The sequence below is a fragment of the Hyphobacterium sp. SN044 genome (assembly GCF_021864465.1).
Classification (GTDB): Bacteria; Pseudomonadota; Alphaproteobacteria; order Caulobacterales; family Maricaulaceae; genus Hyphobacterium.
Window position 1 is genome coordinate 97,942 of record NZ_JAKKUV010000002.1, and the last position, 18,954, is coordinate 116,895.

15 protein-coding genes are annotated in these 18,954 nt (G+C 64.5%); 8 read left to right on the top strand and 7 right to left on the bottom strand.

Annotation, left to right across the window (positions count from 1 at the left end):
* Positions 1-3 precede the first annotated feature (3 nt).
* The 4 genes from L5876_RS03375 to L5876_RS03390 all read left to right on the top strand — a co-directional run bounded on the left by L5876_RS03375 (position 4) and on the right by L5876_RS03390 (position 6,325).
* On the top strand, positions 4-1,419 hold the full coding sequence (locus tag L5876_RS03375) for a coniferyl aldehyde dehydrogenase (RefSeq protein WP_236954675.1): 1,416 nt from the start codon (positions 4-6) through the stop codon (positions 1,417-1,419).
* Between the two features lie 3 nt (positions 1,420-1,422).
* Positions 1,423-2,175, top strand: coding sequence for an SDR family NAD(P)-dependent oxidoreductase (locus L5876_RS03380; protein WP_236954676.1), 753 nt, complete (start codon positions 1,423-1,425; stop codon positions 2,173-2,175).
* Positions 2,176-2,256: 81 nt separating this feature from the next.
* Positions 2,257-4,581, top strand: coding sequence for a penicillin acylase family protein (locus L5876_RS03385; RefSeq protein WP_236954677.1), 2,325 nt, complete (start codon positions 2,257-2,259; stop codon positions 4,579-4,581).
* Positions 4,582-4,642: 61 nt separating this feature from the next.
* Positions 4,643-6,325, top strand: coding sequence for an alkaline phosphatase (locus L5876_RS03390; RefSeq protein WP_236954678.1), 1,683 nt, complete (start codon positions 4,643-4,645; stop codon positions 6,323-6,325).
* Between the two features lie 118 nt (positions 6,326-6,443).
* Here the strand turns inward: L5876_RS03390 and L5876_RS03395 are convergent, their stop codons facing one another.
* Together L5876_RS03395 and L5876_RS03400 are read right to left on the bottom strand one after the other, a co-directional pair.
* Positions 6,444-8,204 (bottom strand): amidohydrolase family protein, encoded by a 1,761-nt coding sequence (locus tag L5876_RS03395; protein ID WP_236954679.1) that lies wholly within the window; start codon positions 8,202-8,204, stop codon positions 6,444-6,446.
* Entirely contained in the window at positions 8,201-9,136 is a 936-nt protein-coding gene (locus tag L5876_RS03400) for a bile acid:sodium symporter family protein (protein WP_236954680.1), read from the bottom strand. Before L5876_RS03400 ends, L5876_RS03395 begins: the two co-directional genes overlap by 4 nt.
* Positions 9,137-9,255: 119 nt before the next feature.
* Here L5876_RS03400 and L5876_RS03405 point away from each other — a divergent pair, with 119 nt between their 5' ends.
* The 3 genes from L5876_RS03405 (at position 9,256) to L5876_RS03415 (ending at position 12,009) form a co-directional block, all read left to right on the top strand.
* Positions 9,256-10,485 (top strand): parallel beta-helix domain-containing protein, encoded by a 1,230-nt coding sequence (locus L5876_RS03405; protein WP_236954681.1) that lies wholly within the window; start codon positions 9,256-9,258, stop codon positions 10,483-10,485.
* Positions 10,485-11,606 carry an SO2930 family diheme c-type cytochrome gene (locus L5876_RS03410; protein WP_236954682.1) on the top strand — a complete coding sequence of 374 codons (1,122 nt, stop codon included), beginning with the start codon at positions 10,485-10,487 and terminating at the stop codon, positions 11,604-11,606. Before L5876_RS03405 ends, L5876_RS03410 begins: the two co-directional genes overlap by 1 nt.
* Before the next feature lie 91 nt (positions 11,607-11,697).
* Positions 11,698-12,009 (top strand): hypothetical protein, encoded by a 312-nt coding sequence (locus L5876_RS03415; RefSeq protein ID WP_236954683.1) that lies wholly within the window; start codon positions 11,698-11,700, stop codon positions 12,007-12,009.
* Between the two features lie 50 nt (positions 12,010-12,059).
* Here the strand turns inward: L5876_RS03415 and L5876_RS03420 are convergent, their stop codons facing one another.
* The 4 genes from L5876_RS03420 to L5876_RS03435 all read right to left on the bottom strand — a co-directional run bounded on the left by L5876_RS03420 (position 12,060) and on the right by L5876_RS03435 (position 17,092).
* Positions 12,060-13,904 (bottom strand): ABC transporter ATP-binding protein, encoded by a 1,845-nt coding sequence (locus L5876_RS03420; RefSeq protein WP_236954684.1) that lies wholly within the window; start codon positions 13,902-13,904, stop codon positions 12,060-12,062.
* A gap of 22 nt (positions 13,905-13,926) precedes the next feature.
* Positions 13,927-15,357, bottom strand: coding sequence for a sulfotransferase family protein (locus tag L5876_RS03425; RefSeq protein WP_236954685.1), 1,431 nt, complete (start codon positions 15,355-15,357; stop codon positions 13,927-13,929).
* 5 nt (positions 15,358-15,362) lie between these two features.
* A complete protein-coding gene (locus L5876_RS03430) occupies positions 15,363-16,196 on the bottom strand; it encodes a sulfotransferase (RefSeq protein ID WP_236954686.1) in 834 nt (277 codons plus the stop codon).
* A 110-nt stretch (positions 16,197-16,306) separates the two neighbouring features.
* The gene (locus L5876_RS03435; protein WP_236954687.1) at positions 16,307-17,092 is read right to left on the bottom strand and encodes an enoyl-CoA hydratase-related protein; all 786 of its coding nucleotides are present in this window, start codon (positions 17,090-17,092) and stop codon (positions 16,307-16,309) included.
* A gap of 84 nt (positions 17,093-17,176) precedes the next feature.
* Here L5876_RS03435 and L5876_RS03440 point away from each other — a divergent pair, with 84 nt between their 5' ends.
* Complete coding sequence (locus L5876_RS03440) at positions 17,177-18,391, top strand: TIGR03862 family flavoprotein (protein WP_236954688.1); 1,215 nt, start codon at positions 17,177-17,179, stop codon at positions 18,389-18,391.
* On the opposite strand, the gene L5876_RS03445 is transcribed toward L5876_RS03440, so the two are convergent.
* A complete protein-coding gene (locus L5876_RS03445) occupies positions 18,378-18,929 on the bottom strand; it encodes a phosphoribosyltransferase (RefSeq protein WP_236954689.1) in 552 nt (183 codons plus the stop codon). The genes L5876_RS03440 and L5876_RS03445 overlap by 14 nt on opposite strands.
* Between the last annotated feature and the right edge of the window lie 25 nt (positions 18,930-18,954).

The window sequence follows — 18,954 nt, forward strand, 5'->3', positions numbered from 1 at the left end:
GCCATGAGCGAGACCGATGCCAGACAGATCGAACGCCTGAAGACGCTTCTGGCCCGGCAGAAGGAAGCCTTCGCCGATCAGCGCCATCGTCCGATCGAACAGCGCAAGGCCGACATCCAGAAGGTCGCCGATCTCACCAAACACCATGCCGAGGACATCATGGCGGCGATTTCCGCCGACTATGGGGTGCGGTCGTGTGCCGAGACGCAGATCGCCGAGATCGGCTTCGTGATCAGCGCGGCCAAGCATGCGAAGTCGCATGTCGGGAAATGGGCGAAGGCCAAGTCGGCTTCGGTTCCCATGACGCTGGCGCCCGGCAAGGCCTATGTGCGCCGCGAGCCGAAAGGCGTGGTCGGGATCGTGTCGCCGTGGAATTACCCCTGGCAGCTGGCGATTGCGCCGCTGATTGCGGCGCTCGCGGCCGGTTGCCGCGCGATCATCAAGCCGTCGGAGCTGACGCCGAAGACCGCGGACCTGATGGGCCGCCTCCTGGCGGAAGCCTTTGATGAATCCCAGGTCGCGGTCGTGACCGGCGGGCCGAAGGTCGGTGAGGCGTTCACGCAGCAGAAGTTCGACCATCTCTTCTATACCGGCTCGACCCATGTCGGCCGTCTCGTTGCGCTGGCCGCCGCGGACAATCTCGTCCCCGTCACGCTCGAACTTGGCGGCAAGTCGCCGGCCATCCTGACCGAGGATTACGACCCGGCCGATGCGGCGTCGCCGCTGGCCTGGGGCAAGTATTTCAATGCGGGCCAGACCTGTATCGCGCCGGACTATGTGCTCGCGCCCCGCTCGAAGGTGGAGGCCACGGCCGAGGCCGTGCTGGGTCAGGTGGAGAGTTTCTTCCCGGATTATGCGGCCGACAAGGACTATACCGCCGTCGTGTCCGACCGGCACCATGCGCGCCTGACCGCGATGATCGAGGAGGCACGGGCCGCAGGCGCGCGGATCCTGCAGCCGAAGGGCAGCGAAAGCGGCAATGCCCGCAAGCTGGCGCCGACGATCGTGATCGATCCGCCGGTCGACAGCCAACTGATGAAGGAAGAGATTTTCGGCCCGATCCTGCCGATCCTGCCCTATGACACGCTCAATGACGCGATCGCCTTCGTGAACGAACGCGACCACCCGCTCGCGCTCTACGTCTATTCGCGCGACAAGACGCTGGCGCGCAGCGTGCTCGACCGGACAATTTCGGGCGGCGCGAGCGTCAACGCCTCCATGCTGCACATGTCGGTTGAAGGCATGCCGTTCGGCGGCGTCGGTGCGTCGGGGCAGGGCGCCTATCACGGCGAGCATGGCTTCCTGACCTTTACGCATGAACGCGCCGTGTTCGAAGCGCCGAAATGGCATCCCTCGCGCCTGATCGCGCCGCCCTACGGCAAGACGTTCGACTTCATCTCGAAGCTGCAATCGAAATAGGCCATGCCCGGACAATTGAACGGAAAGCGGATCCTCGTGACCGGCGGGTCGCGCGGGGCCGGGAAATCGATCGCGCGCGCCTGCGCGGCCGATGGCGGCGATGTGGTGATCCACTACAACGCACAGCGCGATGCGGCGGATGCGCTGGCCCAGGAACTGGGCGAACGGGCGCTTGGCGTGATCGGCAAGGATCTCGGTGAGGCGGGTGCCGGGGCTGCGCTGTGGGCGGAGGCCGAAGCGCAATTCGGTCCACTCGACGCGCTGGTCAACAATGCGGGCATCTACCGCGCCACGCCGCTCAATGATGACGCTCAGTGGGAGGCCGGCTGGAGCGAACAGCTGGCCGTCAATCTTTGCGCGCCCTGCGATCTGATGCGGGCGGCGGTGAATGCGTTCCGTGCACGCGGCGGGGGTTCGATCGTCAACATCGCCTCGCGCGCAGCCTATCGCGGAGACGGGCCGGACCATTGCGGCTATGCCGCGGTGAAGGCGGGTCTGGTGGCGGCCGCGAAAACACTGGCGCGGGCCTATTCCGGGGATGGTGTTCTGATATACACGCTGACCCCGGGATGGATCGAAACCGACATGGCGCCGAGCCGGGTTGAGGCGCGCCGCGCGGCGGTCGCTGAAATCCCGCTTGGCGCAGTCGCTCAGCCGGACGAGATCGGTGCGGTGACGGCCTTCCTCCTGTCCGGTCTGTGCCCGTCTGCGACCGGCACGGTGATGGACATCAACGGCGCGTCCTACGTGCGTTAGGCACGTTGCAGCCCGACACTGGCGCCGCGCGGCGGTCCTGATAGTCTCGCGCGTGAACAGCGTTCACGGTGGGGGGATCGCATGCGTATTCTGGTTCGGATTGTCCTGTTCCTCGGGGGGCTGGTCGCGGCCCTGATGCTGATCGGGGCCGGCTTCTGGCTCTGGGCTTTCTGGGGCACCAAACCCGATACCAGCGGTCAGGTCCGCGTCGCAGGTCTGACCGGCGAGGTGACGATCGTGCGCGACGAGCACGGCGTGCCCCACATTTTCGGCGAGACGGAAGCCGATGTTTTCTTCGGGCTCGGCTATGCCCATGCCCAGGACCGCTTCTTCCAGATGGACATGATGCGGCGCTATGTGCAGGGGCGACTGTCCGAAGCACTCGGAGAACGAACCGTACGCGTCGATGCGCGCAACCGGATTCGCGGCTATCCGAATGTCGCCGCGGCCGCCGTGGCCAATATGGATGCCGAAACGCTCGCCGCGGCCGAGGCCTATACCGCTGGCGTGAATGCGCGCCTGGCGCGCGGCACGCCGTCCCCGGAATACCGGATCCTGATGTTCAGCCCGGCGACCTGGATGTTCCGCCCGGAGGAGTGGCGGCTGGTCGATACCGCATCTGTCGTTGTCTACATGGCCGACTCGCTGGCCGCCGGCGAGGACAGCGAGATGTCCCGCCGCCGTCTCGAAGACATATTGATGCCCGACCAGCTGGCGGAATTCCTGCCGGAATATCCGGACTGGGCGCCGACCATGCTGCAGGCCGAGGACTATGCCGACCGCGCCGCATTACCGGCGGACAACGGGCTGCCGGCGAACGAGGTGCAGCCGGACGTCGATGAAGGCTCGAACGCCTGGGTGCTGTCGGGCGACCACACAGCGAGCGGGGAACCGCTGCTGGCGAATGACCCGCACCTGTCGCTGTCCGCACCGGGTATCTGGTATTTCGCGCGCCTCGCCTTGCCGGACGGCAATGTGGTCGGCGCGACGGTTGCTGGTGCGCCCCTCGTCGTGCTGGGCCGGAATGACGTGTCGGCCTGGGGCTTCACGAATACAATGTTCGACGTGATCGACCTTCAGGAGTTCGAGCGCGGCGAACTGGAAATCGTCGAGCGCACCGAGACGATTGCGGTGCGTGGCGGCGAGCCCGTCGAACTGAGGATCCGCCAGAGCCCGATCGGCCCGGTTCTCGATCCGGAATATTTCGCGATCGACGCCTATGGCGATGTCGATGTGGTGCTGCAATCGACCGCGCTCGACATGTCGAATGACGTGGCCGGTGTGGCCTATCGCATCATGAAAAACCGGAACTGGGAGGAATTCGTCGAAGCGGGGCGCGGCTATACCGCGCCGATGCAGAACATGCATTACGCCCATATCGACGGCACGATCGGCTACACGACGGCGGGCCTGGTGCCGCTGCGTGACGCGGATGGCCGCTGGACGGGCTATATTCCCTATGACGAGCTGCCGCGCGTCCGGAACCCGGAATCGGGCCGGGTCGCGAGCGGAAACAACCGGATCACGCCGGACAATTACGCCTATCCGACACCGGGCGAGTACGCGATCTTCCGCGCGGTCCGGATCGAGGAGCAACTGGACCTGACGGCACGGCACGATGCGGAGAGCTATCACACGCTGCAGATGGACGTGCTGTCCGCACAGGCGGCCCGCCTGATCCCTGTGATCGCCGCGTCCGAACCGCAGACCACTGAAGGACAACGCGCCCGCGACCTGCTGGCGGACTGGGATGGATCGATGCCGGTCTATTCCAACGAGGCGCTGATCTATGCGCTGTGGTACCGCGCCTTTGCCCGTGCGCTTTACGGCGACGAGCTGGGCGAAGATTTCCCGCGCTTCATCGGCCGCCGCGAAGGCCTGGTCGACAATGTTCTTGTCGGCGGCGAGACGCGCTGGTGCGACGACGTCACCTCGCCGGTGGCGGAAAGCTGCGCCGTGACGGTCGGTGCCGCACTCGATGCCGCCATGGAAACCGGGATCGCACAGTTCGGACCGGACATCGACAACTGGTCGTGGGGAAGCGCCCACGCCGCCGTGTTCGATCATCCCGTGTTCACGGGCATGCCGGTGCTGGATGGCATGTTCACCGTGCGCCAGCCTGTCGGCGGCGACGGGTCGACGGTGAATGTCGCGGTCTACCCGATGCGCGGCGACAGTTTCGACGTGTTCCACGGCCCGTCCCTGCGGGCGATCTACGACATGTCCGATCTCGACGCGTCGCGTTTCATGCACGCGCCGGGGCAGTCCGGTCATCCCTGGTCGGGGCATTACCGCGATCTGGCGCCGATGTGGGCGGCGGGTGAGAGCTTCGAGATGCGCACGGACTGGACACCGGACACAGCGCCCGCTGGTTCGGACACGCTGGTGCTGCGGCCCCGGGACTAGGCGTCGCACAAGTGTCGCGGGAGGGTGGCAAAACCCGTTCGCGACGAAGGGGAGAATGACGATGCGGCTACCGATCAACCGGCGACACCTTCTGCTCGGTTCGACCGGGCTCGCGCTGACGGCGGCGGCGTGCGGCACGCCGAACCGGCCATTGCCGCCGGCTCCTACGGGTCCGTTCCGGCATGGCGTGGCCTCGGGTGAGCCGGATCAGTCGAGCGTGGTCCTGTGGACGGCAGTCTCAGAGGATGGCGGCGGAGAATTGACCTGGCAGGTCGCGGCCGACGCGGATTTCACAGACATCGTCTGGGAGGCGACCGAGCAGCGGCAGTACATCCGCATGAATCCGGTCTCGACCTACAAGGCGGTGGCGACCGGACTCGACCCCGACCGCTGGTATTTCTACCGCGCCCTGCACAATGGCGAGCCGTCCCCCGTCGGGCGCACACGGACGCTGCCGGTGCAGCCGCGTGACCGGTTCAACATCGCCTTCTGTTCCTGTTCGAACTATCCGGCGGGCTATTTCAACGCCTATCGCGAGATGGCCAACACCGACGATCTCGACCTTGTGCTGCATCTGGGCGATTACATCTACGAATACGGGCAGGGCGGCTATGCCACCGAGGACGCCGAGGATCTGGGCCGCGTCCCGAGCCCGCTGCATGAATGCGTCAGCTATACCGACTACGCAGCGCGGCACGCCCAGTACAAGTCCGACCCGGACCTGCAGGCGGCGCATGCCGCCGCGCCCTGGTTCATCACCTGGGACGACCACGAGGTCGCGAACGACACCTGGTCGGACGGGGCGGAAAATCACGATGACGGCGAGGGTGAATGGGCCACCCGCCGCAGCGAGGCTCTGCGTGCCTTCCATGACTGGAACCCCACGCGCGAACCGGACGACCTGATCGGCGGATTGAAGACGGTCGAGATCGCCGGGCTGGCCACGATCGCCCTGACGGAAAGCCGGCATACGGCGCGGACCGAACAACTCACCTTCGACAGCTTCCCGATCGCCTATGATGCGGAGGATACGCCGGAGAACCGCGCTCTGGTCGCTGAATGGCTGCGCGATGTTGTCGGCGATCCGTCACGCGAGATGCTCGGCATGGCGCAGATCGAGGCGATCGCCTCAGCCTTCCGGACGTCACGCGAGAACGGGACGCCCTGGCAGGTGCTGGGCGGGCAGGTGTTGCTTGGCAAGCTGAACATGCCGAACTATGTCCAGGCGCTGCCAGGCTGGCTGAAATGGATCGTGCGCAACCGCGAGCCGCTGGCGTGGGAATATGTGTTGCGCTCCCGTTTCGACAGCCCGTTCAGCTTCGACAGCTGGGACGGCTATCCGGCCGAACGCGAGCGGCTCTATGCCGCCGTTCTCGAAGCGACGGACGGCATGATCGCGCTGGCGGGCGATACGCACAATTTCTGGACCTGCGCGCTGGCAACGGAGGCGGGCCGGCCGGTCGGGTACGAGTTCGGCACGACGTCGATTTCAAGCCCGTCGGAATTCGAAGGAATCCCCGCTCCCGGCGTGCATTTTGGCCGCATCACCGAAGCCGCCAATGCGGAAATCCTGCACCATGAACCCTATCGCCGCGGCTTCATCCGGCTGTCGCTCACGCCGGGATCGGTCGAGGCGGATTATGTCGAAGTCTCGACGGTCAAGCGCACGGGCTATGATGCCGGAATCGACAGCCGCTGGCGCGTCACGCGCGGCGAGGGCGGGTTGGAGCTGGAGGCGCTCTGATTTCTCCTCGCCCTTCGAGGGCCGCTGCCGCGGCCACCTCAGGATGAGGAGAAATCTACCATCATGCTGAGATGCGAGACCGGACTTGTTCCGGGCGAGCCTCGAGGCACGAGGGTGATCACCGCCCCGCGCGCACCAGGCGGCCCGGGCGTTCATCCGTCACGACATCGTCGAGAACAACCGGCACGCCCGAGACCAGGGTCGCGCGATAGCCCGTCGCCTTCTGCAGCAGGCGCTGACCGCCGGCGGGAAGGTCCTTGACCATGTAGGGCGGCAGCACGTTCAGCCGCTCATGGTCGATGATATTGAGATCGGCTTTCTGGCCCACCTTTATGCGGCCGCGATCCTTCAGCCCGAGATAATCCGTGATATCCGAAGTCAGCATCTGAACCGCGCGCGGCAGCGGGACGCGCGGCCCGCGCGTGCGGTCGCGGGTCCAGTAGCTCATCAGATAGGTCGGGGTGGACGCGTCGCAGATCGTGCCGACATGGGCCCCGCCATCGCCCAGCCCCTGCAGTGCCTGCGGGTGGGTCATCATGGTGTGGACGTTGCCGTAATCGCCTTCGGTGTAGTTGTAGATCGGGAAGTAGATCAGTTCCTGACCGTCGCGCTCCAGAACGGTGTCGTAGAGCTTCTCCATCAACGGAATACCCTCCCGCTCGGCCTGGGCGGCGAGGGATTGTTCCGGCGGCTGCTCGTAATCGGGATTGTCGCCGAGCCGGAACAGCTTGGTCGCGACGAAGTCGATATGCTCCATCAGCAGATCGGCGAGCGGCGGAATGGACGAACCCGGTCCGGACAGCTTGTCGGTCTTCTCCGACAGGATCTGCGCCTTGAATTCCGGCGTCTTCATGATCGCGACCCGCTCGTCGAACGGCAGGTGGGCGATCTTCTTGTAACTCGGATAGCCCATGAAGAAGTGGAAGGTGCATTGCAGGCCGAGAAAGACGCCGATGCCCCGCGGGGCGACCTGCACCCGCATGTCGACGCCCTGGCGCTTCATTTCCTCGGCCTTGCCGAGGATCTGTTTCCACTGGTCGGGTGCGAAGTCGCGCTGCATCAGCGACATCGAGAAGGGCCGCCCGCCGGCGGCCTTCACATAGGCTTCCAGGACTTTCCATTCGGCCTCGAAGCGGTCGCCTTCACGTTCGAGATCGAAATCGCTGACCGCCTGAACGACGCCGTAATCGAGCCCCTGAAAGGCCGAAGCGATACCAGCGAGTTCGCGCGCGGTGGCTTCGGATGACGGCGTGAAATCACCATCGGCAGTCTTGTGGACGTCGCTGCGGCCGGTCGAGAAACCAATCGCCCCGGCCTCTATCGCGGCGCGGACGAGGTCGCGCATGGTCGCGATGTCCGCGTCGGTCGCGTCTTCGTCGGCGATGGCCCGGTCACCCATGACGTAGACCCGCAGCGGGTCGTGGCCGATATGGACGGCGATGTCGATCGTGCGGTTCTGGGCCTCCAGTGCGTCCATATAGTCCGGGAAGCTGTCCCAGTTCCACTTCAGACCTTCGGCCAATGCCGTGCCGGGAATGTCCTCGACGCCTTCCATCAGCTTGATCAGGCGTTCGTGGTCGGTCTTGTGCACGGGTGCGAAGCCGACCCCGCAATTGCCCATCACCGTCGTCGTGACGCCGTGGCAGACCGAGGGTTCAAGCCGGTCGTCCCAGGTCGCCTGACCGTCAAAATGGCTGTGCAGGTCGATGAAGCCGGGTGTGACGATGCAGCCTGCTGCATCGATCGTCCGCCTTGCCTCGCCGAGACCGGAACCGATCTCGGCAATCTTTCCGTCGATTATGCCGATCTCCGCCGAATAGGGTTCGCCGCCCTCGCCATCATGGATCAGGCCGCCGGTGATTTTCAGGTCGAATGTCATTCTGCTGCACTCCCGGATGCGGCGCGTCTGGCGTTCCAGACGCGGAAAGCTGTGGCCAGGGACAGGCCGGCGACGAGGTGCCAGATCGCCCAGGTGGCGGTGACCGCCGCGGCCCCTCCAAGCCCGTCGAACTGGGCGAGGAGGATGACCAGGCCGAGACCGGAATTCTGGATGCCGATCTCGAAGGTGAGGGCGCGGCGCGACGGCGGATCGAGCCGCATGACGCGTCCGGACGCGGCGCCAAGTGCGAATGCGGTCGCGTTGTGGATGACGGCCACCGGAACGATGATCAGCCCGGTTGCCATGACGATGGCCCAATTGCCCTGCAGCCCGACGGCGATCAGGGCAAGGATGATCACGATGGCCAGGCCCTGAAAGATCGGCTGAAGCCGGTCGGCGAGCCGGGGCAGCTTTGCGCGGACGAGCATGCCAAGTGCCAGCGGTACGGCCAGCATGGTCGCGACCTGAACGAGGAAGGGCAGCGGGTCGACATCGACCTGGTGGATCAGTTCCGCGGTCGGGGGAAAGAGGCTCGCCCAGAACAGGATCGACAGGGGCGTGATCAGAAACGCCATCGCGCTGGAAACGCCCGTCAGCGCTACGGAGTAGGCGACATTGCCTCTCGCCAGCATCACGAAAAGGTTCGAGACATTCCCGCCCGGACAGCAGGCCACGACGATCATGCCGAGCGCGACCGAAGGCGTTGGCGCGATCAGGGCGGCAAGCGCGAGCGTGACGAGGGGCAGGCCCAGCACCTGCGTGATGACGCCGCCGACGAACATTTTCGGGTGGGTTCTGAGGAAGGCAAAGTCGGAGATGCGCAGCGACAGCGCGACGGCGAACATCATCACCGCCAGGGCGATGGCGAGACCGGTCTCGCTGCCCTGGCCGAGCGACACATTCGCGGCGTCGATCATCGCCGGATCCGTCATGTCTCCCCGTTTCCGCACCGATTGCCGGTGTCATCTGCGAGGGTGACGGCTGGCCGACTCCTCGCTTAAAGTGAACACAGTTCACCACGCGAGTGGACGGGAACAAAGGGGGAGAGCGCATGAAAGCGCACTGGTTTGCGATTCTGGCCGGATCGGCGTTGCTCGTGACCGCCTGTGGCGGCGAGCCGCAGGGCCGGGACGTGTCCGAGGCAGATACCGATTACCAGACCACGCTGATGGAGCAGTTGCTCGACGCCCAGCCCGGCGATGTGATCGAGATTCCGGCCGGTGTGTTCAGCTTCGACCGCTCCCTGTCGCTGACCGTCGACGGTGTGACGATCCGCGGCGCTGGCATGGACGAAACCATCCTGTCGTTTGCGAACCAGGCATCCGGGGCGGAAGGCCTCCTCGTTACCGCCAGCGATTTCACCATTGAGGACCTCGCCATCGAGGACACGAATGGCGATGCGCTTAAGATCAATGAGGGCGAGAACATCATCATCCGCCGCGTCCGCACCGAGTGGACCAACGGACCCGACACCGACAACGGTGCCTACGGCATCTACCCGGTCCAGACGACCAACGTGCTGATCGACGGTGCCGTGGCGATCGGCGCGTCCGATGCCGGCATCTATGTCGGCCAGTCGCGCAATGTGATCGTCCGAAACAGCCGCGCAGAGCGCAATGTGGCGGGGATCGAGATCGAGAATACGGAAGGCGCCGACGTCTACGGCAATGTCGCGACGGAAAACACCGGCGGCATCCTGGTGTTCAACATGCCGAATCTGCCCCAGCCGGGCCGCCAGACGCGCGTGTTCGACAACCAGGTCTTCAACAACAATACGCGCAATTTCGGCCATCCGGGTACGCCCGTGGCGAGCGTTCCGGCCGGCTCCGGCATCGTGATCAACTCCAATGATGACGTTGAGATCTTCAACAACGATATCCGGGATCACCGCACCGCCAACATCATCATCTCCAGCGTCTATTCGACCGGTTATTCCGACCTCGGTACGCGCGAGGATTTCGACCCGTATCCGGAAGGGATCTACGTCCATTCCAATACGCTTGGTGAGGGCGGCAACAATCCGGACGGCATGGACCTCCAGGCGCTCCGCGTCGCCATGTTCGGCCTGAACGGGCGTTTCCCGGACGTGCTGTGGGATGGTTATATCGATGACGCCAAGATGGTCGACGGTGCGATGCCCGACGCGCTCCGCATCTGCATCGACAATGGCGATGCCGAGATGATGAATGCCGACGGCCCCGGCGGTTACGGCAATCCGCGCATGGCCGAGGATTATCGCTGCCAGCTCGATCCGCTGCCGGAAATCACGTTGCCGTTCTGATGCTACGCACCGTTATCGTTGTCAGCCTCCTCCTGCTGGCGTCCTGTCAGTCGGAGCAGGGCGCACCGACGCCGCAATTCTACGCCAGCGAGAATCCGCATTCGCTCAGCGAATGGGGCATGCTGCGGGTCACGCGCGAGACATTGCTGACCGGGTTCGATGTCGAGCCCTACGACCTCAACACGCCGCTGTTTTCCGATCATGCCGGGAAATTCCGGACGATCTGGATGCCGGAAGGCGCGAGCGCGCGCTACAGCGAAGACGGGGTCTTCGATTTCCCGGTCGGCACGGTCATCACCAAGACGTTCTATTATCCGATCGGTGAGCACGGTCAGCTCGAACGGGGCGATCTCCCGGCCGACATCTGGGCCGCGCCGGGCACGCTCGACATGACGCGGGTGCATCTCGTCGAGACCCGCATTCTCGTGAGGCGCGAGACGGGCTGGGTGGCGCTGCCCTATGTCTGGAACGACGAGCAAACCGATGCCGTGCTGATGCGCACAGGTGACATGCAGCATTTCACGCTGATCGATGACGGACATGCCGTCGAGGTCAACTACCTCATCCCCAATGCGAACCAGTGCCAGGGGTGTCACGCGACCAACAACACGACCCGCGAGATCCAACCGATCGGGCCGGCGGCACGGCATCTCAACCGCGATTTCGACTATGCCGACGGACCCGCGAACCAGATCGAGCATCTCGTCGCCGCGGGATATCTGACGGGGGCGCCAGCATCCGGCGATGCGCCCAGGGCTCCGGACTGGACCGATACCAGCGTGCCTGTGGAAGCGCGAGCGCGGGTCTGGCTCGATATCAATTGCGCGCACTGCCATAACCCTGCGGGGCCGGCGGACACGTCCGGGCTCTATCTCGATCCGGGCACGCCGATGGGACCGAATTTCGGCCTGTGCAAGGTGCCCATCGCGGCCGGGCCGGGATCGGGCGGACACCGCTTCGATATCGTCCCGGGTAATCCCGACGAGAGCATCCTTATCTTCCGGATGGAGTCGCTCCGCCCGGACATCATGATGCCCGAACTCGGCCGGTCCGTAGTTCATGACGAAAGCGTGGCTCTGCTCCGTGAGTGGATTTCCGGGCTCGAGGGGGATTGTTCATAAAATCGCGATTGATCCCGTCTCGAGGCCTGCTAGCTTCGTGTCAGGCGCGAGGGAATGGGGAACAATTTCGCGCAAAAGGGGAGAATTCCAGATGTTTCTGACTGCCATCATTGCCGCTGTCGCGCTTCAGTCTTCCGGCATGGACGCGCTCCTGCAGTATGATCTGCACGTGGCTTCGCCGGCGGGCGAATACACCGTCACCTTCAACGAGGACGGCACCTATACGTCCAATGCGGGCATCGAGGGGACGTGGGAGGTCGTTGACGGCGAGCTCTGCACCACGCGTTCGACCGGTGAACACGCCTGCGAAGCCCTGATGGATGTTCCGGCCGAAGCCGGCACCAGCTGGACCGGGACGAATACCGCAGGTCAGGAAGTGACTTTCACGCTCGTCGAGCGCTGATCGCATCCGACCCATCGAAACTGGAGAGGGCCGCCATCGCGCGGCCCTTTCTAATTTCCGCTTCCACCGTCGCGGTAGAATTCGCCCTGTTGGTCAAACAGTTTCCGGTAGCGGCCCCTGGCCTTGAAGAGCTCGTCATGCGTACCGGTCTCGATGATCCGGCCCTTGTCGAGCATGACGATCCGATCGCAATGCTGCAGGTTCGAGAGCCGGTGGCTGATCAGGATGAGCGTGCGGTTTTCCTGACGCGCGATTTCGAGGAATTCCGCTTCGGCTTCCGGGTCGAGGGCCGCCGTCGGTTCGTCGAGGATAAGGATGTCGGCATTCGTCCGCAGCATGGCGCGAGCAAGCGCCAGGCGTTGCCACTGGCCGCCGGACAATTCGCGGCCGTCGAGGAAACGCTTTGACAGGCGCGTATCGAGCCCTTCAGGCAATTCCGCCACCAGTGGTCCGGCCAATCCTTTTTCTGCGGCTGCAAGCAAGGCGGCCGGTTCGACAGGGCGCAGCCCCTCGCCCATGGCGATGTTTTCTCCGACCGTCATCTTGTAGCGCTGGAAGGGCTGGAAGAGCGTCGCGGTGCGGGCGGCGAGGGCGGTCCAGTCCCAGTCCTTCAGTTCGGTTCCGTCAAGCGAAATCCGGCCCGAGGTCGGGGTGTATAGGCCCATAAGAAGACGGACGAGCGTCGTCTTGCCCGATCCGTTGGCGCCGACCAGGCCCAGCTGCGTGCCGGGCGGAATGTCGAGTGTGATCCCGGCAACGGCCTGCCGGGTTCCGCCCGGATAGCTGAAGGCGACATCCTCGAGACGGAAGCCTGTTCCCGGCGCTTCACCGGATGTTGCCGAACCAGGACGGTCCGGTTCCGCGATGGCGAGCAGATCGTAGAGATTGGAGATGTAGAGCAGATCCTCATACCCGCCACCGACCGCGGTGAGCATCGAGGACAGCGTGTTCTGTCCCTGGCGGAGTACGGTCACGAGCATCGTCATCTGACCGAGCGTGATGGCCCCGCCGATCGTGACCAGGACGATCCAGACCTTGCCGCCGAGGAAGATCGCCGAGGACAGGATGCCTAGCCCGATCGCCCAGCCGGCGCGCTGTGCCTGGAGCCTCCGATCATGTCCGAACAGCCAGGAGAAGAGGGTCTCGTAGCGCGACAGGATTTGCGGGCTGGCGCCGGCATGGATGCGTTCCGGCGCCGAAGTGTCGGTCGTCATCAGCGTTTCGAGATAGGAGCGCTCGCGCATCTCCGGCGTCCGCCCCGTGTGGAAGCGGAACAGATGCCCGGAGAAATTCACCTCGCTGAAGAAGAGCGGCAGTCCGCCTGCGATGACGATCAAAACGGCCAGCGGCGAAAACGTCCAGAGAACGATCGCGAAGCTGATCATCGTGATGGCGAACTGCGCCGTCTCGAAGATCCGGTTGACGAGGCCGTAGGGCCGGGCCGACGCGAATTGCTTGGCCAGCAGGATCTGTTGCTGGATCGCGGCGTCCTCCAGCTGAGCGAGGTCCATGCGCAGCGTCTTGTCGTAAATCAGTTGGCTTACCGCATAGCCGAGCCGCGCCTGCAGCATGCTTTTCAGGAAGGTGAGGGCGCGCCGGACCGCGAGCATCGAAGCGAGCACGCCGGCCTCTGCCACGACCCACCAGATCGCCGTGTTCCGGCTGGCCGCCGTGCCGGCTTCTATCGCGGCGAGTACGGAGTCGATGACTTCCTTGGCCAGCCACGCTGCGGCGGCGGGCAAGAGCGCGAGGATAACGGTCAGAAGGCCGATGCCGATCGCCAGCCAGCGGTCATTCTTCCAGACCAGACCCAGCGCGCGCAGCCCGTAACCGAGCCCGTCCCGCAGGGACGGGGTCTCGATATCGTCGAACGGTGTGTCGGCCGCGCGGGCCATGGGCATTCGTCCTTGCGGCGCGTCAGGCGACCGCGACTGCGGCCTCGGCCCGCGCCTGCTCCACCTTCTGGGTCATCACCGCGCCCTTGTGCGGGAAGGGCTGGGCCGGCTTCGGGCGATTGAGGAAGGGCGCGAGTTTTTCGAAGCCCTCACCGCCGACCACGTCGATGATCAACAGGTCCTCGGGCCGGTCCTTGAAGTATTCCTTCACCTCGGCGATGTGGCGGTCATAGACCCAGGAGAAGCGGTCCGGCACGAAGGTGTAGCAACCGAAGACGGCCGAACGCAGGAATTGCCGCATCAGCAGGTGGGTTTCCTCGTCGGGGTCATCGGTCGGTGCGAAGGCCGGGCGATTGAACCAATGGTTCTGGCAAGAGCGCAGCCAGCTGTCCTTGTCGCGCACGGTCAGGATGAATTTCGATCCCGGATACTGCTTGTCGAACTGCTGGTAGAAGGGAACGGTCGTGATGTCGGTCAGGCCGTCATAGTCCTTGAACAGCGACAGGTCGTACTGGCCGTTCGACAACTCGGTATAGGTGTCCTCGTCGATCGGGTAGTGGCTGCAATCCCAGCCGAGAATCTGCAGCGCGGACGTCAGGCTGCGCGTTCCGGTACGGCTGAGGCCGATGCCGAAGACCTTCGGTTTGTCCGGGTCCGATCCGAAGCCGAGCTTGTGTTCGTTGCGCGACATCCACGCCTCGAGTTCGGCCATGGTGAACTCACCCTTCTCGGCGATGCCAAGGCGCGCCATTTCCGCTTCGGCGTGCTTCGGCAATTCCTTGATGAAGGCATGGACTTCCGCCGAGGACGAACCGTGCGGGCACATCTTGCGGGCGAACTCGATCGCGTCGCGTGCAATCTTGTAATCGTCGTGCTCGCCATTGGGCTCCGGCCAGCGCTTCATCGCCATCGACAGGCGGCGATATTGCTCGTCCGTCCGGCTGCGGAGTTCGCGCAGCGCGTATTTCTGGAAGACGTGCCGGTAGTACTGGAAGTGGTCGTGCAGGATTTCAAAGTTCCGGAACTGCTTCGACAGGCGCAGCGGCTTCATGGCCAGGTTGCGCAGGCGGGATTCCGGACGCAGTACGTATTTCAGATCATCCTGGGGAACGGGCGTGGCCGCCATCTGGCGGACGAGGTCGATCCGCGTGATGTGAAGACCACAATGGATGCGGCCGCGGAAACGGTCCGAGACATAGGCATCGACATAGGCGGCGTCGCACTGGTCGATGAAGTCGCGCATCTCCTCGAGGATGAGGCAGTCCGCGTCGAGATAGACGACATAGTCGCACTCGTGCGGGATCTGCAGCATCTGGTTCACGCACTCGGTGAACGGGCGCACATCGTCCATGATGAAGATGTTTTCCGGACGGATATGCTTCTTGGCGAGTTCGAGCGCCACGTCCCGCGTGCGTTCGTCGACTTGCCGGAACACCAGATCAACCTTGGCCATGCGTCCTATTCCCCCCACTTCAGGGATGTATTGAAGCGCCCCGCGACCTGTTCGAACAGGGCGGAGTGCTCGGGTTTCATCTCACGCTTCCAGCGCAGATCCAGGCTGATCCCGCCGGAATGGTCCTTGTAGTAGTCGCGCGTGCGGTTCGGCAGCGACACGAAGCTGTCGCCGGCCTGCTGGCGCGCGGCCAGAAACTGGGTGCCGTTATTGCCGCCGAGCGGGTGGTGCGTGCGGGCGGCGAAATCGAGCATGCCGACCTCGAACGCAATGCCGGCGGCCTCGCAGATGTCGCGCGTCACGGATTCCGGAGCGCTGGCGAATTCCTCATAGCGCACCCGGATCTTGGGCCCATCGAAGCTGCGGTAAAGTGCTTCCGAGCGCTCGACCTGGGCCATCCAGTCGAGGATTTGCTGTTCCGGATCGCGGTCAGGGTATTTGCGCAGTCGCGAATTGATGACGGCACGACCGTCTCGCAGCAGCAGGACAAGTACCGACCGGTCTCCAGTCTCGTTCAGTTCCGCAGTGCGTGCGTCAATCCAGTCCGGATTCTTCGTTGAATCGACGATGATTCGGGAATTCGTGTGAGCGGCAACCTGCCGGTAGAGCGGTTCGTCGCGGTTCCAGTGGAAGCGGGACCAGATTTCGCATGCTTCCCCGCAGATCTTGCAGACGCGCTTCTTCAGCGGCTTCTTCTCGTCGTGCAGATAACGGATTTTCGCGCCTTCACCGACGTAAAACGCATCATGCGCGCTGCCGAGCACCATGCCCAAAAGCGTTGATCCGGAATGTCCGGCACCACAAATCGAAATGCCCGTGATCTGATGACCCGGCGCCATGGCGCTCGCCTGCACGGCCCGGCCGGTCCCACACCGCCGGGCGTCCCCCTCGCGGGCCCTCTTGGAAGGCGTTTTGCAGAAAAACGCAAGTGGATTCGGCGGAAAGGCGACTAGCGTCCCTGGAATTTCGCAGGCCGCTTTTCGAGGAAGGCTGCGACCCCCTCGGCGAAGTCGGTGGTGCGCCCCGCATCGCGCTGGTCACGGCGTTCGAGATCGAGATGGTCCTCGAAACCGGATTGCAGCGCGGACCAGGCTGCACGCCGGGTTCGGCCAAGGGCGAGGGTGGGGCCGGCCGCCAGTTTCGTCGCCAGATCGAAGGCGGTCTGCTCGACTTCCCCGTCCGGAACCACACGATTGATCAGGCCCCAGTCGAGCGCGGTTGTCGCCGGAATCTTCTCCGCCAGCAACATGGCCTCCATCGCGCGGGCTTTCCCCGCACCGGACGCGAGCAGGAAGGCCGCGCCGCCATCAGGCACGAGGCCGATGCGCGAAAAGGCCTGCAGGAAATAAGCGGTTTCACCGGCCACGATCAGGTCGCAGGCGAGGGCCAGCGAACACCCGACCCCGGCTGCCGGACCATTCACGGCAGCGACGACGGGCACGGATAGGTCGCGCAGGGTCAGAAGGAGCGGGTTGTAGCCGGTTTCCAGTGTCGCGCCGAGATCGGGTCCGTTTTCGTCGGAGGGCACAGGGTCGCCGGACGCCAGGTCGGCTCCGGACGAGAAGGCCCGGCTACCTCCGGTCAGGAGAACAGCTCTGGCACTCCCGAGCTCTTTCAGCGCGGCGTGAAGTTCACAGACGGTTCGCGCCGCCATGGCGTTCATGCGTTCGGGCCTGTTGAACCGGATAATGGTAACGTCGCCGCGGCGCTCGGTGAGAATGTGGGCGTCAGACATGCGGGCCTCCTGCGATATAGCAGGCTAGCGGTCAGCGTATGCCGTGTCTTGCGTCACGATTGAAGCCCGTCCAGAACCCGGTGCATGAGCCCAAGCACGCCGGACATTGCGATCATCGGAGCGGGACCGGCCGGTCTGTTCGCCGCCGAATACCTGTCCGCGCGCGGGCACAAGGTGCGCGTGTACGACCGCATGCCGACACCGGGCCGCAAATTCCTGATGGCGGGGCGGGGCGGGCTCAACCTCACGCACAGCGAAGAAATGGACGCTTTTCTCTCGCGATACCGGCCTGCCAATCCGCAGATCGAGGCGGCGATCCGCGCCTTTCCGCCCGCCGCGCTTCGCGAATGGTGCGACGATTTGGGGCAGGACACCTTCATCGGATCGTCGGGCCGCGTCTTTCCGAAGGCGATGAAGGCGTCGCCCCTGCTCAGGGCCTGGCGCGCGCGGCTCGAGGCGCAAGGGGTCGAACTGGTTTTGCGTCATGTCTGGACGGGCTGGGATGGTCAGGGCGCACTGACCTTCGACACGCCGGATGGTGCCGTGACCGTAAAGCCCCGGGCGACGCTGTTGGCACTGGGCGGTGCCAGCTGGCCACGGCTGGGCAGCGATGGCGGCTGGGCCGGCCTGCTTGGAGAACGCGGCGTCGCGATATCGCCGTTTCAGCCTTCCAATTCCGGTTTCCACGTTGACTGGTCCGAGGCGTTCCGATCGCGCCATGCCGGAACGCCTTTGAAGCATGTGACCCTGTCATTCGGGGGGCGTGACGTGACGGGCGATGCGATGATCTCGGCCTACGGGATCGAAGGCGGGGGCATCTATGCGCTTTCGGGCGCGGTTCGCGAAGCACTGGCAAGCGGGCCCGTCACGGTTTACGCCGACTTGCGCCCCGGCGTGGACGTGGCTGCGCTCGAAAGGCGGCTCGCGTCCGTCCGCAAGGGCGAGTCGATGGCCAACCGCCTCCGGAAAGCGGCGGGGCTGTCACCGGTTTCCGCAGGCCTGCTCCGCGAAGCCTCGTATCCGCTCCCTTCCGTTCCGTCCGCACTGGCGGCGCTGATCAAGGCCTGTCCCATCCTGCTGACCGGCATTGCAGGTCTGGAGCGGGCGATCTCATCGGCCGGTGGCATCGAGTTCAATGCACTCGACGAGCGTTTCATGTTGAAGGCACTGCCCGGTGTCTTCGCGGCCGGCGAGATGCTCGACTGGGAAGCGCCGACGGGCGGCTATCTGCTGCAGGCGTGCTTTGCGACCGGCCTGGCAGCGGCCAAGGGCATCGAGTCGCGTCTCAGTGATCGATGAGCCCGGCGGGCTTGTATGCGGCGATCTCCGCATCCGTCAGGCCGCACAACTCGTGCGGAAAGACCAGCCAGTCTTCCGATTCCCGAACGAAATAATCCGGCCTGCGGGACGTCCGGTTCCGGCTCGGCTTGTACCAGACGGTCGCGATCCGGATACCGGCGGGTTCATTTTCGCCGCATCGTTCGTGCAGGGCCGCTTCGAGCGCCACGGCGCTGCGCCCCGTATCGAACACATCGTCGACGATCAGCACCCGATCGTCAGGGCCGAGCTTTTCGACGAAATACCCAAGGCCATGGATCCGTACTTCGGGATTGATCTGGTCGATCCCGTGATAGGCCGAAGTTCGTATCGCGATGTGGTCCGTCTCCAGCCCTTTCCAGGCGAGATATTCCTGCACCGCGATGCCGGGCAGTGAGCCGCCGCGCCAAACACCGATAATGTGCGTGGGCTGAAATCCGCTCCCGAGCACCTGCCGCGCGAGCGCAAAGGAATCGGCGAGCAGGTCTTCAGCGCTGATGAATCGTTTCGTGACGGTCATGGCTGTCTTATGGGGCTACGCCTTA

Bases quoted from the DNA above. Each gene is read 5' to 3' on its own strand.
- L5876_RS03390 (WP_236954678.1), top strand. From the start codon at position 4,643: ATGCGGCTACCGATCAACCGGCGACACCTTCTGCTCGGTTCGACCGGG.
- L5876_RS03415 (WP_236954683.1), top strand. From the start codon at position 11,698: ATGTTTCTGACTGCCATCATTGCCGCTGTCGCGCTTCAGTCTTCCGGC.
- L5876_RS03410 (WP_236954682.1), top strand. From the start codon at position 10,485: ATGCTACGCACCGTTATCGTTGTCAGCCTCCTCCTGCTGGCGTCCTGT.
- L5876_RS03395 (WP_236954679.1), bottom strand. From the start codon at position 8,204: ATGACATTCGACCTGAAAATCACCGGCGGCCTGATCCATGATGGCGAG.
- L5876_RS03420 (WP_236954684.1), bottom strand. From the start codon at position 13,904: ATGGCCCGCGCGGCCGACACACCGTTCGACGATATCGAGACCCCGTCC.
- L5876_RS03400 (WP_236954680.1), bottom strand. From the start codon at position 9,136: ATGACGGATCCGGCGATGATCGACGCCGCGAATGTGTCGCTCGGCCAG.
- L5876_RS03435 (WP_236954687.1), bottom strand. From the start codon at position 17,092: ATGTCTGACGCCCACATTCTCACCGAGCGCCGCGGCGACGTTACCATT.
- L5876_RS03375 (WP_236954675.1), top strand. From the start codon at position 4: ATGAGCGAGACCGATGCCAGACAGATCGAACGCCTGAAGACGCTTCTG.
- L5876_RS03405 (WP_236954681.1), top strand. From the start codon at position 9,256: ATGAAAGCGCACTGGTTTGCGATTCTGGCCGGATCGGCGTTGCTCGTG.
- L5876_RS03385 (WP_236954677.1), top strand. From the start codon at position 2,257: ATGCGTATTCTGGTTCGGATTGTCCTGTTCCTCGGGGGGCTGGTCGCG.
- L5876_RS03425 (WP_236954685.1), bottom strand. From the start codon at position 15,357: ATGGCCAAGGTTGATCTGGTGTTCCGGCAAGTCGACGAACGCACGCGG.
- L5876_RS03380 (WP_236954676.1), top strand. From the start codon at position 1,423: ATGCCCGGACAATTGAACGGAAAGCGGATCCTCGTGACCGGCGGGTCG.
- L5876_RS03445 (WP_236954689.1), bottom strand. From the start codon at position 18,929: ATGACCGTCACGAAACGATTCATCAGCGCTGAAGACCTGCTCGCCGAT.
- L5876_RS03430 (WP_236954686.1), bottom strand. From the start codon at position 16,196: ATGGCGCCGGGTCATCAGATCACGGGCATTTCGATTTGTGGTGCCGGA.
- L5876_RS03440 (WP_236954688.1), top strand. From the start codon at position 17,177: ATGAGCCCAAGCACGCCGGACATTGCGATCATCGGAGCGGGACCGGCC.